The organism is Congregibacter litoralis KT71 (assembly GCF_000153125.2).
Taxonomy (GTDB): domain Bacteria; phylum Pseudomonadota; class Gammaproteobacteria; order Pseudomonadales; family Halieaceae; genus Congregibacter; species Congregibacter litoralis.
Genome location: NZ_CM002299.1, coordinates 4,046,552 through 4,061,630, shown reverse-complemented (window position 1 = coordinate 4,061,630; position 15,079 = coordinate 4,046,552). Strand labels below are relative to the sequence as shown.

At 59.5% G+C, this 15,079-nt stretch carries 15 protein-coding genes; 5 read left to right on the top strand and 10 right to left on the bottom strand.

All coding sequences use genetic code 11. From position 1 onward, the window contains the following. Nucleotide 1: 1 nt before the first annotated feature. From KT71_RS18390 to KT71_RS18380, 3 genes are all read right to left on the bottom strand, one after another. Complete coding sequence (locus tag KT71_RS18390) at nt 2-1,309, bottom strand: DUF3422 family protein (protein WP_008293822.1); 1,308 nt, start codon at nt 1,307-1,309, stop codon at nt 2-4. A 59-nt stretch (nt 1,310-1,368) separates the two neighbouring features. Further along, a complete protein-coding gene (locus KT71_RS18385; protein ID WP_084567019.1) occupies nt 1,369-2,322 on the bottom strand; it encodes a DUF3080 family protein in 954 nt (317 codons plus the stop codon). 170 nt (nt 2,323-2,492) lie between these two features. After that, entirely contained in the window at nt 2,493-3,116 is a 624-nt protein-coding gene (locus KT71_RS18380) for a glutathione S-transferase family protein (protein WP_008293824.1), read from the bottom strand. 166 nt (nt 3,117-3,282) lie between these two features. On the opposite strand from KT71_RS18380, the gene KT71_RS18375 reads away from it, so the two are divergent. Continuing rightward, nucleotides 3,283-3,711: a c-type cytochrome gene (locus KT71_RS18375; RefSeq protein WP_008293825.1), complete on the top strand. Its 429-nt coding sequence runs from the start codon at nt 3,283-3,285 to the stop codon at nt 3,709-3,711. A gap of 72 nt (nt 3,712-3,783) precedes the next feature. On the opposite strand, the gene KT71_RS18370 is transcribed toward KT71_RS18375, so the two are convergent. Next, a complete protein-coding gene (locus tag KT71_RS18370; RefSeq protein ID WP_008293826.1) occupies nt 3,784-5,277 on the bottom strand; it encodes a YifB family Mg chelatase-like AAA ATPase in 1,494 nt (497 codons plus the stop codon). 163 nt (nt 5,278-5,440) lie between these two features. Continuing rightward, a complete protein-coding gene (locus tag KT71_RS18365; protein ID WP_008293827.1) occupies nt 5,441-5,707 on the bottom strand; it encodes an accessory factor UbiK family protein in 267 nt (88 codons plus the stop codon). A gap of 312 nt (nt 5,708-6,019) precedes the next feature. On the opposite strand from KT71_RS18365, the gene glnK reads away from it, so the two are divergent. After that, nucleotides 6,020-6,358, top strand: coding sequence for a P-II family nitrogen regulator (glnK, locus tag KT71_RS18360; protein ID WP_008293828.1), 339 nt, complete (start codon nt 6,020-6,022; stop codon nt 6,356-6,358). A gap of 57 nt (nt 6,359-6,415) precedes the next feature. Then, on the top strand, nt 6,416-7,657 hold the full coding sequence (locus KT71_RS18355) for an ammonium transporter (protein ID WP_023660337.1): 1,242 nt from the start codon (nt 6,416-6,418) through the stop codon (nt 7,655-7,657). A 692-nt stretch (nt 7,658-8,349) separates the two neighbouring features. On the opposite strand, the gene KT71_RS18350 is transcribed toward KT71_RS18355, so the two are convergent. Beyond that, nucleotides 8,350-10,530: a TonB-dependent receptor family protein gene (locus KT71_RS18350; protein ID WP_008293830.1), complete on the bottom strand. Its 2,181-nt coding sequence runs from the start codon at nt 10,528-10,530 to the stop codon at nt 8,350-8,352. A 240-nt stretch (nt 10,531-10,770) separates the two neighbouring features. Here KT71_RS18350 and KT71_RS18345 point away from each other — a divergent pair, with 240 nt between their 5' ends. Both KT71_RS18345 and KT71_RS18340 read left to right on the top strand, forming a co-directional pair. After that, nucleotides 10,771-11,109 carry a P-II family nitrogen regulator gene (locus KT71_RS18345; protein ID WP_008293831.1) on the top strand — a complete coding sequence of 113 codons (339 nt, stop codon included), beginning with the start codon at nt 10,771-10,773 and terminating at the stop codon, nt 11,107-11,109. A 26-nt stretch (nt 11,110-11,135) separates the two neighbouring features. Continuing rightward, nucleotides 11,136-11,786: a hypothetical protein gene (locus KT71_RS18340; protein ID WP_008293832.1), complete on the top strand. Its 651-nt coding sequence runs from the start codon at nt 11,136-11,138 to the stop codon at nt 11,784-11,786. 68 nt (nt 11,787-11,854) lie between these two features. On the opposite strand, the gene KT71_RS18335 is transcribed toward KT71_RS18340, so the two are convergent. From KT71_RS18335 to dapF, 4 genes are read right to left on the bottom strand one after another with little or no spacing between them, the layout of a single operon-like run. Next, nucleotides 11,855-12,592 (bottom strand): HAD family hydrolase, encoded by a 738-nt coding sequence (locus KT71_RS18335; RefSeq protein WP_008293833.1) that lies wholly within the window; start codon nt 12,590-12,592, stop codon nt 11,855-11,857. Beyond that, entirely contained in the window at nt 12,589-13,527 is a 939-nt protein-coding gene (xerC, locus tag KT71_RS18330) for a tyrosine recombinase XerC (protein ID WP_008293835.1), read from the bottom strand. Before xerC ends, KT71_RS18335 begins: the two co-directional genes overlap by 4 nt. Nucleotides 13,528-13,530: 3 nt before the next feature. Further along, nucleotides 13,531-14,187, bottom strand: a complete 657-nt coding sequence (locus KT71_RS18325; RefSeq protein ID WP_008293836.1) for a DUF484 family protein — start codon at nt 14,185-14,187, stop codon at nt 13,531-13,533. 58 nt (nt 14,188-14,245) lie between these two features. Next, nucleotides 14,246-15,076, bottom strand: a complete 831-nt coding sequence (dapF, locus tag KT71_RS18320; protein ID WP_040362508.1) for a diaminopimelate epimerase — start codon at nt 15,074-15,076, stop codon at nt 14,246-14,248. Nucleotides 15,077-15,079 lie beyond the last annotated feature (3 nt).

The following is a 15,079-nucleotide window of genomic DNA, read 5'->3' as shown; positions in this document are numbered from 1 at the left end:
GCTAGCGCTTCAGGCGGTTTTTGATACTGCGTACGGACAGCCAGACGATTGCCAGCACGACGGGGGCGGTAATGCCCGTGAGCAGATCCGGGTTGATCCCTAGTCCCAGGCTCTTTGCCGATTTAAACAGGTAACCCAGCAAACCCACGGCATAGTAGGTGATGGCAAAGATAGAAAAGCCCTCGACGGACTGCTGGAGGCGCAGCTGCAGGTTGGCTCGTTCGGCGAGGCTTTCGAGAATCGCCTGGTTCTGCTTTTTCTGATCCATGTCCACCATGGAGTCCAGGAGCTGCGTTGCCCGGGTGACCCGCTGCGCCAGTTCCTGGGTGCGGCGCTCCGCGGCCTCGCAGGTACGCATGGCGGGCATCAGGGTTTTTTGCAAAAACGTGGTGTAGCGCGGTGCACTGCCTTGCTGTTGCTCCGATAACTCCGCGACGCGTCGCTCTACAATGCCGTTATAGGCCCGGGAGGCGGCAAAGCGATAGGCATGGGCAGCGGCGACGTGTTCGACTTTGGCGGCAATGCGCGTGATGCGACCCAGGGAGAGCTCCAGGGCGGGGTCCGCATCGCGATGGGCAATCTGCTCGATTACCTCATCCAGCGCCGGCTCGAGCTCACCGAGGGTGCCCATGACATCCCGTGCCGCAGGCAGTCCCAGCATGGCGAGCATGCGATAGGTTTCCACTTCCAGAATGCGTTGCACCTGGCGTGACAGACGCGCCTCACTGAGGGCGCAGTCCATAATAACAATGCGCGAAAATCCCTCGGCATCCAGACGGAAGCTGGACCAGATCTCGCCCTGGTTGTCCGAGATGCTGCCGCCATAGACCTCCTGCCGTCCCAAAAGGGCGCGAACCCGCTGCAGTCGACTTTCTTCGGGACTGTCCGTGCAGGGAATCACTTCGATGTGGACACCGAGGAACAGCTGGTCCATGAGTCTGGATCGCATGCTGGCATCCAAAAAGCTGATGGCGGGTGCAGCGAAAGGGGGCTCGCCGTTACCGGCTACCAACAGGGTGTAGGAATCGGCTTCCGTGTGGCCTTCCCATTTGAGGAGGCAGTTGCCCACATTCACCGAGTGATGACGACTCTCTTTACTGGGGCCGCTCTGACCCTGGGACTCGCAAAAGTCCGCAAAATCCTGGCGACGTTCCTCCAGGCTGGTGTCGCCGCGGAGGCACACCATATGGGAGCAGCGCAGGGGGGATGGAAGCGTCAGCAGTGGCCGGGCATGCCACTCATTACTCAGGGCAATACGCTCACTCAGGGTATTGATGGGCGTGCCAGTATCCGCATAGGGCTGTGTCATGGTGTGTTGTCCGGCCGATCGTTGTAAAAAAAGGGCATTTGCCAAAGGGGCGGCGGGGACTACTCCGTGCTGTCGTCCCTGGCTGCAAATTCAGCGTAGCAAACGCCGAGGAGGGCTTGTAGCTGGGTGACGTGATTTCTGGGTGCCTTGAGACCTGCGTCAAAACGCCTGTCCCGGTTATCCCGCCAGTCTGCATAGGCGTCGGGCAGTGCATCTGCCAGGAGTTGCTCCAGCTCCCGCAGGGGCTCGCTGAGATCATAGTAGCGCTGCCCAAGACTCGCTGCTCTCGCCTGCACCTCCCGGATGAAAAATTTGTTGACCACGGTGCGCACTATCGCTGCGGCTTCGCTTTGGGTGTTGGCCCGGCAAAGAGGGCCTTTGTCGACCTGCGCGCTGATCACCGCGTTGGCGGCATCCAGATACGCCGCCTGGCGCGCCAGGGCTTCGAGGAGCTCACCGCCGTCACCACGGGCGATGTCTGAGAGGGCGAGCTCGAATTTCATATCGTCCGCGGCGTAATCGCCGGACAGCCAGCGGCGAGCTCCATCGCTCACCTGCTCAAGCGCGGTAATTACCTCACTGCTGGTTTGCTCCGGGTAGTTCTGGGCAGGCACCGAGGTCCGCCAGAAATCCCGGTACTCGCTGTTCCCCAGCGTCGCGTTGAAAATGAGTGCCGGGAGTTGAGAGCGCTTCAGGGTAGCGCTTTCGCTGATGGCCGTCGCAAGTTCGTCATTCCCATCGGACCTTAGAGTGTCGATGCAGGTGGGAGCGTCGCGGAGAAAGGCCAGTTCCAGGAGCAGACGCTGGGACGGGGGCGCCACCCGGCCGAGGCTGCTGTTGCGTCGCGCTACGGTCTGCTGCAACGCGCAGCCGCGGAGTCGCAGAAAATCCATGCCGTCGAGCTTGCTGCCCGCCAGGTCGATGCGCAGGGATTCGGCGCGGGGTGGTACGGGGCTCCGGTCCTTAGCGGGGCTCTGAGCGTCGACGCCCAGGGGGCGCGATAAGCGTTCCAGATAGTTCTCCAGCTCGGCCTCCTGTCCCCCGTTGCTGCAGGCCGCGAGGAGGCCGACAGGGACGAGGAGCAGGACCAGGAGAGAAGCCCGTAGATGGGCGGGCGAGGGCGTGAAGAGTCCCTTCGTTGGAGGAACGCTCAGACGGCCTCCGGTGCCTGCAGCGATGGCATTCAGGCCAGGGCTTCTCGCGTGCGCTCCAGCCAGGCCTCAAGCCTGCTGCAGCCCTCAGGGATAGACTCCTTAACCCAGCGGGCGGTTTCGACGCCGACGAGCAGATCAATATCTGCAAAGGACACCGTGTCGCCGCAGAGGAAGGGCTTGTCGCCAAGCTCTTTATCAAAAAGCTCAAGGCTTCCGCGAAACCGCTTGCGACCGCGCTCCTCGAGGGCCGGTATCTGTTCCACGTCCAGGGGGCCTGGAAGTGCGCGGTTCTCAAAGGCCGGGCTGCGATTGCGCAGCATTTCGGCAAAGGCCTCAAAAATTGACACAAAGATGCGATGGTCCCAGCTGAGTACCAGCGCGCGTTCAAGGGGCGTGCTGCCCATGAGTGGCTTTGCCGGATGCTGGGATTCCAGGTAGTCACAGATTGCGATGACTTCCGTGAGAAGCACGCCATCATCGGTGAGCAACGCCGGCAAGGTACCCAGAGGATTGATTGCGAGAAAGTCCGCGCCGCGATGCTCGTTCTCCCGCATATCGATCTGTGTTGTGGGTAGCTCAATGCCCTTGTAACTGAGGAACAGGGTCAGGCGGCGAGGGTTGGGAGCGGGGTCATAGGTGTACAGGTGCATCATCGGGTCCTCGTGGTCTGAGATGGTGTGTTTTGAGGGCCCGCATGGTAGCAGAGACCGGCTTATCTGCCCCCAGGGTCGCCTGCAGATGGTGCTTTGAAGCCGCTACGCCTACAGCTATAATGCGCGCCCACGAAACGGAGGAACTATCGTGTTGACGCGAATTTTAATGCTAGGTCTGACAGTCGGTTTGATTGCAGCGGCGCAGGCCGTGGAGCTTACCGAGGAGCAGCGGGCTGCTATCGAAGCGCGCATTGCGCCCGTGGGTGAAGTCTGCCTGCAGGGTGAAACTTGTGGTGGCGTGCCGTCAGCGATGGGTGCCATGAGCGCTGGTGGAGATGCCATGGCTGCCATCGATGGTGAAGCAACTTACAACACCGCATGCCTGGCTTGTCACGCTTCCGGAGCGGCAGGCGCCCCCATCGTCGGTAACGCCGAATCCTGGGCCCCGCGTATCGCCAAGGGTATTGACGAGCTGTACAACAGTGGCATCAATGGCATTGCCGGTTCCGGAATGATGGCCAAAGGCGGCAGGGCGGACCTGTCCGATGAAGCTGTAATGGCAGCGGTCGACTACATGGTCGAAAACAGCCAGTAAGCCGCTTGTTTGAGAGGAACCGTTGCGCGGTGAGCGCAGCGGTTTTTTTATGCCCATAGATCGTGATTTTTTTTACGGCGTCCCTCGGAGAGTGTCGCGATAGGACAGGGCCTCCCGGAGGGCATTGACCGTCACCTTATCCTCATCCGCGAGATCAGCAATGCTTCGCGCGACGCGCAGCAGTCGATGTACTGCCCGGGCCGAGAGTTTTAACTGCCTGGCGCTCTGTTGAATCAAACGCCGCTCCGCGGATCCGCAGGCACAGCTATCCAGCAATGCGGTGACCTGAAGCTGGGCATTGCTGGTCCCCTGACGTTCAAATTGCCGCTCCCGGGATTTCACCACGCGGTCCTGAACGATGGCCGAATCTTCTGCGTCGTGGTCACGAAACAGGTCCGCAGCATCTTCGCGGTCCACACGCACCTGTAGATCCATGCGATCCAGCAGGGGGCCGGAGACACGGGCAGCATAGCTCATACGTTGTCCGGCGCTGCATTTACAGGGCTTTTCGCTGTCTCCCGCATAGCCACAGGGGCAGGGGTTCATCGCGGCCACTAACTGAAAGCGCGCCGGATAGCGGATGCTGCAGCTCGCCCGGGCAAGGCAGATCTCGCCGGTCTCCAGCGGCTCCCGGAGCATATCCAGAGTGTGGCGGGAAAACTCCGGTAGCTCATCGAGGAAGAGAACGCCGCCGTGCGCCAGAGAAATTTCTCCGGGCATGGGAATGGATCCCCCGCCTACGAGGGCCGCAGCGCTGGCACTGTGATGGGGCGCCCGAAAAGCGCGTTGTCGGGTAGGCGGGACCGTGCCCCGAAGGTCGTAAAGCGCGCATACGGTCAGCCACTCCCGGTCGTCAGGGGGCGGGAGAATGCCCGGTAAGCAGTTGGCGAGAAGACTTTTGCCCGTCCCCGGAGGCCCCGTAAACAGGAGGTTGTGTCCGCCACTCGCTGCGATTTCCAGCGCGCGTTTGGGAGCGTGCTGTCCATATACATTCGCCAGGTTTCTGTACGTGGTGACCTGAGCCGTTGCTGTATTGTCGATCTCGGGCGGTTCTGCGCGTCCGCGCAGCACAGCACACAGGGAGAGTAGGTCCTTTGCGCAGATCATGCGCGAGCCCGGTATCGATGTGCACAGGGACGCTGATTCCTGTGCCAATACCGTCTGGCGTTTGCATTGACTGGCGGCCATGGCGGCGGCAACGGTGCCCCGCACCGCCCGGAGCGTACCGTCCAGGGCCAGTTCACCAATGCATTCTCTGCCTAGGAGCGCATCCTGGGGTAATTGGCCGGAGGCGCAGAGGATGCCAAGGGCAATGGGGAGATCAAAACGTCCGCCCCCCTTGGGTAGGTCCGCGGGCGCCAGATTGACGGTGATGCGTCGGTCGGGAAACTCAAAGTGAGAGTTCAGGAGTGCACTGCGTACCCGATCCTTGCTCTCTCGTACCGCAGTTTCAGGCATTCCCACGACGGTAAAGGCGGGTAATCCGTTGGATAGATGGACTTCAACGCGAACCAGGGGGGCATCAAGCCCCTGATTGGCGCGCGAGAGCACCACGGCGTAATTCATGATTCACTCTTCCTTGAGTCATGGCGCGGGCATCCTTACCTGTCGCCTTTTCTATCTGTTATGTCTGTCTGTTATTTCTATCTGCTGATCTATCTGCGATTTCTGCCTGACACTTTCGTCTTTCGTCTTTCGTCTTTCGTCTTCACTTATTTAAGTCGCCGCGTCAGGGTGCGGCCTGTTTTTCCAGTTTGTCCACGAGGTCGTTCATGGCCGCTAATTCTGACTCCAGCGCCGCCACCTTATTGCGCGTGCGCTCAAGCATGGCCGTTTGCGTGTCGAACTCCTCGCGACTAACAAAATCAAGCTTTTTCAGGGCCGATTGAAGGAGCTGCCGCGCGTTCTTGTCGACTTCATCGACGAGGCCCGCGGGTCTTACCAGTTCGTTGACCTGCTGCATGACTTCACTGAAGGGGGGCGGTTTAAGCGCCATAGACTTTACTCCTGCCGTTTGCCCCGAAGTGTAGAGGATGGCGTCCCCGTATCACAGCTCAGGTTAGTGCACCAAAACGGTTCTGAGCACTAATCTGGTGCGTTTTGGGTCGGGGATTCGGGGCGAAAGGGCTTTGCTTATCCTTAGAGACGCTCTAAATACCTGATTAATAAACGGAAATAATCTGTGGCATATCCATTGCTGATTGTCAGGGCGGAAACGTCGTGCTGCCCATAGCGTGGAGCAACCAGACGATAAAACGGCGAGCCGAACGGCGCCAGTTGCGCGCCCTTGTTCAGTCAGGAGAACTACATGAAGTTAATAACGGCCATTGTGAAGCCATTCAAGCTGGATGACGTGCGTGAGTCACTGTCAGAGATCGGCGTGCAGGGCATCACGGTTACGGAGGTCAAAGGATTCGGACGACAGAAAGGCCATACGGAGTTGTATCGCGGCGCCGAATACGTCGTCGATTTTCTTCCCAAGGTGAAGATCGAGGTCGCCGTCGCCGAGGGCATGGTCGATCAGACCATCGAAGCCATCACCAAGTCGGCTAACACCGGAAAGATCGGAGACGGCAAAGTATTTGTTTCGGCTCTTGAGCAGGTGATTCGTATCCGTACCGGCGAAACCGGTGAGGAAGCCATCTAGAGAGCGCCCCTTCAAGCGCGCTAACCCGTCCCCGAATTCAGCACGAGAGACCTTTTCATGGAAAACCAAATTTTTGAACTGAGCTACGCACTGGACACGTTCTATTTCCTCGTGTGCGGCGCGCTGGTCATGTGGATGGCCGCTGGCTTTGCCATGCTGGAAGCTGGCCTGGTGCGATCCAAGAACACCACAGAGATTCTCACCAAGAACGTCGCCTTGTTTGCGATTGCCTGCACCATGTACATGATCGTGGGCTACTCAATTATGTATCCCTCCCTGGGCGCGAGCCTCCTGGCGGGGATCACCGGTGATGGTGTTGCGGGCGCGGAAGAGCCGGCTACCTATGCCCCGTCAGCGGACTTCTTTTTCCAGGTGGTGTTTGTCGCTACGGCAATGTCCATTGTGTCCGGTGCAGTGGCCGAGCGTATGAAGCTCTGGTCATTCCTGATTTTCGCCATCGTCATGACCGGCGTTATCTATCCCATGGAAGGCAACTGGACCTGGGGCGGTGATCCCGTGTTTGGTATGTACACGCTGGGTGATCTCGGCTTCTCTGACTTTGCCGGGTCGGGCATCGTACACATGGCCGGTGCCGCTGCGGCGCTTGCTGGCGTGCTTCTCCTGGGCGCACGAAAAGGCAAGTATCGTGCAGACGGATCCGTCGTCGCGATCCCCGGTGCAAACTTACCCCTGGCAACCCTGGGTACCTTCATCCTCTGGATGGGATGGTTTGGCTTTAACGGCGGCTCGGTCCTTGCGACCGCCAGCGTTGAGAATGCCAACGCCGTTGCCGTCGTGTTTATGAACACTAACGCAGCGGCCTGTGGCGGTCTGGTTGCAGCGCTCCTCACGGCTCGCCTGCTCTTTGGCAAGGCTGACCTGACCATGGCGCTGAACGGCGCTCTGGCAGGACTGGTCGCGATCACCGCTGAGCCCTCAACGCCCACGCCGCTTCTGGCAACGCTCTTTGGCGCCGTCGGTGGCATCCTCGTGGTCTTCTCCATCATCACTCTCGACAAGCTGAAGATCGACGATCCAGTGGGCGCGATTTCCGTACACGGCGTTGTCGGTCTTCTGGGTCTGCTCCTGGTACCCATGACCAATGACGGTTCAAGCTTCAGCGGACAGCTCATCGGTGCCGCAACCATCTTCGTGTGGGTATTTGTGACGAGCCTGATTGCCTTCTTTGCGATCAAGACCGTCATGGGTATCCGGGTTACGGAAGAAGAGGAATACGAGGGTGTAGACCTCTCCGAGTGTGGTCTCGAGGCCTATCCGGAGTTCGTCTCAGCCAAGTAAGTGACAATCTTGCGGGCGCATTATTTCAATGCGTTTTTTGGGGGCCCTCTGGGCCCCCTTTTTTTATCTTGAATCCGAGCGTTTCTTATCTGGCGCTGGCTGCCTTGGTACTGGATACCCAGACTTTTGACCGGGCTAGCTTGCACGATCCACTTCACTCGCTGTATTCGCTGCACATCCCGTCCCGACCAGGCTAGCTGGCACGATCCATTTCACTCGCTGGATGGGGGGACGCTCGCTTCGTAGATCATGCCAGCCAGCCTTGCGCATGAGCACTGTTTCGGCGTTCGCAGGTTGCGACAGTGATGGCGGTATGGGCCACCACACATAGGGTTGAGGACCTTGGCTACGAGGCTCCTCGCAACCAGGCTAGCTGGCACGATCCACTTCACTCGCTGGATGGGGGGACGCTCGCTTCGTAGATCATGCCAGCTAGCCTTGCCCATGAGCCGTGTCCCGGTATCCACAGATTGAGGCAGTGATGGTCGAGTCGACCGCACAGAGGGCTGCGGACCTTAACTACGAAGCGAGCGTCCCCCAACTTAGCGAGAGAGTAGTTAAGGTCCGCAGCCCGAGGCCGATGCGAGTGGACCTTAGCTACGAAGAGAGCGTCCCCCCACCCAGCGAGAGAAGTAGTTAAGGTCTGCAGCCCGGTGCCATTAGCGTGGCCCTGACAATTCAGGTACGAGGAATCAGAACTGGTACTGCAGTCCCACGGATGCCGTGCGCGGCTTGTTGGGTCGCGCGCCTTCCGGTTGCCGCGATACGATGGACCGTTCGTCAAAGACGTTTTCAAACTTGACGAATACCACAGCATCGTCGGTCAGTGCGTAGCGGCTGATGAGATCGGTAACCAGGAGATCCTCGGTGCGGTTAAAGGGATTGCTGTCTGTGTTGCAGCCAATAGTCACGCAGGTTTCATCAATGTACTTGATGACGGCGTAGCTGTCCCAGTTCATCGCTGTTTCAAGACCCAGTCGCAGGCTGAGGGTGTTTTCCGGGACCGCCGCGAGGGTGTCGCCGTCGCTGAAACCCTCTTCCGGATTATCGCGGCTGATCACGGCGTCGGTGTAGGTGTAGGCGAGATCGACGGGGGCGTTGATGTTGCCAAAGTTCAGCACCGTGCTTGCCTGAAGCTCCAGGCCCTGAATGACCGCCTGCCCCGTGGTGAAGGCACCCGCCGTTGCGCCATTGCTGCAAGGGTTGGCGTTGGAGCAGTTCTCGGTTTTGTTGTCGAAGTCGCTGTAAAAGGCGATGGCCTCGAGGAACCAGCTGCCGCGGTAGCGGATACCCGCCTCCCAGTTCACGCTGGTTTCCGGCTCCTCAAATTCCTGTGCGCCGCCACCGAGAGGCGAGAATCCGCGATGGACGCCAGCCAGGGCCTGCCACTCATCGGACAGATCGTAGGTAAACGAAGCACCGGGTAACCACTCCTGGGAGCTGTTGGATCGTCGGCTGGGATCGGTTTCGCGATCCGGGTCAGAAAACTGACGACGGCTGCTGTCCACATCCTCGTAGCGAAGGGCCAGATTCAGGTTGAGCGCGCTGCTCAGCTGCCAGCTATCGATCAGCCACAGAGACATGGCCTCGGCATCTTCCAGGCGGTTGTCACCACCCACCGGCTCTATGCGTCCGGAGAGCAGCAGTTCGCCGTCGATCTGGTCGTAGACATCGATGGGTTGGTAGCGGTCCATTTCATCCTCATGGAGACGTATTCCATAGCTGAGGCTGTGGTCGCCGAGGCTGTGATCAAGATTGAGCTCGACTCCCCGGGACTCGTAGTCGCGATTGTTGTGCTTGTAGCCAAGCCCGAATACATCAGCCTCGCCATCGAGGATGGCCTGGGCACCAAGGTCACCGGCGTTTGCCGCGCGCACAAAGGAGTTGCCGCCGGACAGCTTGAACCAGTCCCGGGAAAAATTGTTCTGGTAAGCCGTGACTGAGAGCGCCAGATCATCACCTAGCTGAAGACCGTAGCGGAGGTTCATGCCGGCGTGGTAATTGTTCATTTCATCGATGGATGACAGGCCGTAGCGGCGGTCTTCGTTGTTGGCGAAGTCAGCGTCCGTGAGACCCAGATAGGTTTCGTCGGAGATCTCATTAGAGTATTGAGCCTTGAACAACAGGGACTGGCGCTCACCGGTCCAGGACAGCTTCACGAGATAGTCCTCGATGTCGTAACCGCTGTCGTTGCCCCGGTCGATTTCCTTGAATCCATCGCTGCGTCGCTGCGCCGTCTCCACCAGATAGCCGAAGTCGCCATAGCGCCCGCCGAAGTTTGCCAACAGGTCCTGTTCGCCGTTTTGTCCTACGCGGAGGTCGAGGTTGCCCGTCACCGAATCAGGAATGGGCGTGGAGACCATGTTAATCACGCCGCCTGTGGTCTGGGGGCCGTAGCGGAGCAGGGGCGCGCCCTTGAGAACCTCAGCGCTGTGCATGCGCATGGCTGTGGGGAAGTAATAGGCCGCGGGATTGGAGTAGGGGGCCGGTGCGATCATCACACCGTCCTCCATCAGCGTGATTTTGGATGAGCGCTCTGAAGTGGCCCCGCGAATACCGATGTTTGGACGGAGACCGTAACCGTCTTCCTCGCGGATATAGGTGCCGGGTACGGTTTTCAGAAGCTGATTGATGTCGTTGGCAAACTCGATGCGGAACTGTTCCTCGCTCACCAGGGCGGCAGATCCGGGGAGGGCACGCACTTCGTCGGCGTCCGCAAATATAAAGACCTCTTCTATCACTGAGGACTGCGCATCAATGATAGCGGCGGGATCGGCGGCCTGGGCGTTCGTAAGAAATGTGGTGGAAGAGAGGGTTGCCGACAGCGCCAGGGCCAGGGGGGCGACGCGAAAGCGGGTGTTGCTGTGGTTCATAAAGCACTCCAAAAACAGTACGCGGGAAAGAAGACGTATAAGACGTGGGGATAATAATGATCAAACGCTAACTATACAAGCAATAAGAATCATTCTCGTTAATATTGGCGATTGCAAACCCGTTGCTAAGGGACCAGGCAGGGAGGCCGCTTGGGGGTGTCAAAGGGCAGCGGGTGCTTGCAGCATGAGGCCCTGAGTCCCTATTATCGTTTATCACATCGCCAACAGAGCAGTGCTGCTATGAAACTCATTACCGCGATCATCAAGCCCTTCAAACTCGATGATGTCCGTTCGGCGCTCGCCGAGGTCGGCGTGCAGGGCATTACGGTGACGGAAGTGAAGGGCTTTGGCCGCCAGAAAGGGCACACGGAACTGTATCGCGGTGCGGAGTACGTGGTGGATTTTCTTCCCAAGGTAAAGGTGGAAGTGGCCGTGGGGGACGAGCAGCTGCAGAGTTCCGTCGAAGCCATCGTTGCCGCCGCCGATACGGGAAAGATCGGGGATGGCAAAATTTTTGTCTCCAGTCTTGAGGAAGTGATCCGCATTCGTACCCGGGAAACCGGTGAAGACGCCATTTAGATCCCCATCCCACCGACCCTCTGAGCGTGAGCGACGGTCAAAAAGAGCATAGCTCCCCATCGGGAGACGCATCCGCGCCGTCCGGTGGCCTTGCCAGTATCGAGCGTGCCTTTCTCCGGCTCACTTTCTGGCAGACACTGCTATCCCTTGCGGGCGTGTTTACGGGGGGCGTGGCTCTCTACGCCGCCCTTGGTGAGTCCGAGGCGGTGCGTCAACAGACCGCAGCGACCGTGTGGCCCTATGTGCAGTTGACGATTCGTGACTTTGTGCAGGATGACGAGGCCGCGTTTTCTCTGGAGTTCAGCAACTCGGGGGTCGGCCCTGCAAAAATGCGCGAAATGCAGCTGCTTATCGATGGTGAGGTGTATCGCGATTGGCGCGCGGTGTTGACCGCATTTCTCGATGAGGAGTTCGCGCAGAGCGTGCGCTATGGCCGCAGTGATGTTACGGGCCGCGTGTTATCGCCGGGAGAAACGCTGACATCCTTTCAGACGAATGATCGGGTGGTCGTGGAGGGCATGCAGGCGGGCATCTACTCCGGGAGGGTGAGCCTGAGCTACTGCTACTGCTCTATTTTTGACGACTGCTGGCACGCGGAAATCAGCGCCCTGGGTGGCCCGGAGCCCGCCCCGGTGGAGCTGTGCCCGGTCTATGGTGAGGATCGCTTCAGGAACTGAAGTCCCGGAGTTTTAAAGCAGAGTTTTGAGTCAGTGCTCTGAGCCAGGGCGCCGTCTGGCCTTCCATTTCAGCGCTTTCCGGTGGTCTCCAAACGATCTTGCAGGGCGCCTACCGCTGCGGGAAGCTCGCCTATGCTGCCGATAATCTCATGGGGAGTCCGGTTGTCCTCATCGTTGTGGGACCATGGGGCGGCATCGGCATTTAGCCAGATGGCGTGCATCCCCACCGACAGGGCGCCCAGGATGTCGTGCTCCGGGTTATCGCCCACGTGGACAATTTCCTGCGCCTCCACGCCCGTGGTCTCTATCGCCGCATGAAACATGTCCGGCGCGGGCTTGCTGGCACCGATCTCTTCGGCGAGAAAGGCAAAGTCAAAATATTCTCCGGCATCGGTTTTATAGACATCGGCATTGCCGTTTGTGAGCGCGCCCAGGCGATAGCGTCCCGCCAGGCCCTGGAGTACCTCCAGGGCGTCCGCATAAAGCTCAACCCGCTGTCGTTCCAGCAAAAAGGCGGCAAAGGCCTCCCGGGCACCGGCTCTTGCGGTTTCGGTGTCAAATCCCGCGGCGCGTTGGAGCTCTTCCAAAAAACGCTGGCGCATCGCGGTGACGTTGTGGGCCAGCTCGGGGTGCGCCTTCCAGACACGCTTTTTGAGCTCCCAGAGCTCTTCGTGTCCGATGTTATCCATGGTGCCGGGACGGTGTTCGAGGAGCCACTGTCGCTGAGCTTCCTCCGCTCGAAGGAGCGCCGGCTCCACATCCCAGAGCGTGTTGTCCAGATCAAAGGTCACTACTTTGATGCTCACTGCTTATCATCATCCTTTTGTTTTCGCGCCCGGGGGTGGCTGCCGTCGTAGACCTTGGCGAGGTGTTGAAAATCAAGGTGGGTATAGATTTGCGTGGTCGAGATATCACTGTGTCCCAGGAGCTCCTGCACCGCGCGCAGATCACCGCTGGATTCCAGCAGGTGGCTCGCAAAGGAGTGCCTGAGCATGTGGGGATGGACATCGCGGCCCAGGCCGTTGCGCTCCGCGAGAAGCTGAACACGGGACTGAATGGAGCGCTCGCTGATGCGCCGGCCGCGACTACTGAGAAACAGCGCTTCCTGGTCGTCGTCGCTCACGGCTGCGGGGCGATGGGGCAGGTAGGCATCGATCGCCGCAATGGCGGCACTGCCCACGGGCACGGTTCGCGTTTTGCTTCCTTTACCCGTAACAGAAATCAGACTTTGACCGCGATCAATGTCGTAAAGATTTACGGCGCGCAACTCGCCGAGGCGCAATCCCGATGAGTAGAACAGTTCTGCCATGGCCAGATCGCGAAGCTGCAGGGGATCCTCGGCGTCGGCGCGGAGATAGACACCGACTTGATCGGCCTCCAGGGTGCCGGGGAGTTTGCGTCGTTTTCGGGGGGCCTGGACCGCAAGGGCGGGGTTACGTCGCCGGCCCGTATCACTGCTCTCCCATTCAAAATACGCTCGCAGCGCCGACAGCTGTCGTTGGAGGCTGTTGGGCGCCAGGCTTCGGCGGTGTCCCTGCGCCAGCCACTGACGCACATGACTCTCCTGAACCTCGTCGCAGTCTTGCAGGGACTGGGCGTCGCAAAAAGCGCGAAAACTGCCGAGATCCCTTTGATACGCCGCCACCGTGTGGGGAGAGAGTCTGCGCACGCTGCGTAGATATTCCAGAAAGGCGCTTATCCGCTCATCCAGGCCCGCCGATAGAGAGGCGCCGCCGCTCATGGTCTAGGAGGGATCGATCCGTTGCAGTAATCCCGCGATAACCTCGGCAGCGAACTCCAGGAACAGGGTTCCCATGTCACTATCGTAGTGACCCGCATCAGAGCTGCCAACGGCAAGCGCCCCAAGGGCTTTACCATTACTCTCGATCAGCGCGATGGCCGCAGAGCCCACGAGCGTGGCGCCGGGAAACAAAAATTCAAAATCATCGGCGCGGAGGGCACCGCATCCCGCGTTGCCACGTACCAACAATCCTCCCAGCTTGCCCTTGAGCTGTGATTCGGGCACCCGTCGCACGGCGCCTGCGTGCTCTGCAGCCTCTTCAAAGAGTGTCAGGCTCGCGTATTCGATATCAAAGATGTCACGCAGGACGCGAATAAGCGCCCCTTCGAGTTCCTCGACGGTTTTGGCCGGGAGTAAACCCAGCACCAGCTGTCGGGTATCGGCAAACATCTGATCATTGTCTTTTGCGGTGCTGCCGAGATCTCTGAGGCGATGGCGAAGATCTACGTTGCGGTCGCGAAGTACGCTGACCTGGCGCTCGACCAAGGACACCGCCGCACCGCTGGCGTGGGGAACCTCGATAAGTCCCAGGAGCTCGGGATTCTTCTGAAAATAGTCCGGGTTCTGAACCAGGAAGTCTCGAATATCGTCTTCGTCCACGCGTTGCTGTGCCTCTTATGGTCGGATAGCGGGGTGGATTCTGAGTCCCAAGCCCGATTTACAGTCTGATGGTGCCTTCGAAGCTGATTGCGGTGGGACCGGTCATGAGTACCGATGAGTCGTCGCCCTGCCACTGGATGTGAAGCTTACCCCCGGTCAATTCCACTGTCACTCTGTCATCGAGCCACCCCATGCGCCGGCCGTAAACAACGGCGGCACAGGCACCGGAACCACAGGCTTCAGTTTCTCCGACACCGCGCTCGAACACCCGAAGACGCACGTGCGTCCGGTCTACGACCTCGAGAAAACCGGCATTGGTTTCTTCGGGGAAGTCTTCATGGCTGCGAATAGCCTCGCCGAGGCGTTCCAGGCTGCCATCGTTGACGTCGTTTACGCGCAACACCGCGTGGGGGTTGCCCATGGACAGGACGCCCACACGAAGGGTTTCGCCAGCGGCGGTGAGTTCGTACTCGGGCGCGGTCTCAGCCCGGCGAAAGGGTATGTCGGCGGGGGTGAAAAGGGGCGCGCCCATGTCCACCTCAACCTCGTGATTCTCCCTCAGGCGCAGCGTCATGAGGCTGCTGCCGGCTTCTACAACCATGGTCGTAAGGTGCGTCAGTCTTCGGTGCCTGACAAAGCGGGCAAAGCAGCGGGCGCCGTTGCCGCATTGCCCCGCCTCGCTGCCGTCGGCATTAAAGATGCGATAGCGAAAATCCGCTTCGGGCTGTCCCGGAGGTTCGACGAGGAGCACCTGGTCACAGCCGACGCCGCGGCGGCGATCAGCGATACGCCGGATATCCCGGGGTCTCAGCTTGATCCGCTGGCTGATGGTGTCGATCATCACGAAATCGTTGCCCGCACCATGCATTTTTGTAAATTTAACCGGCATCTT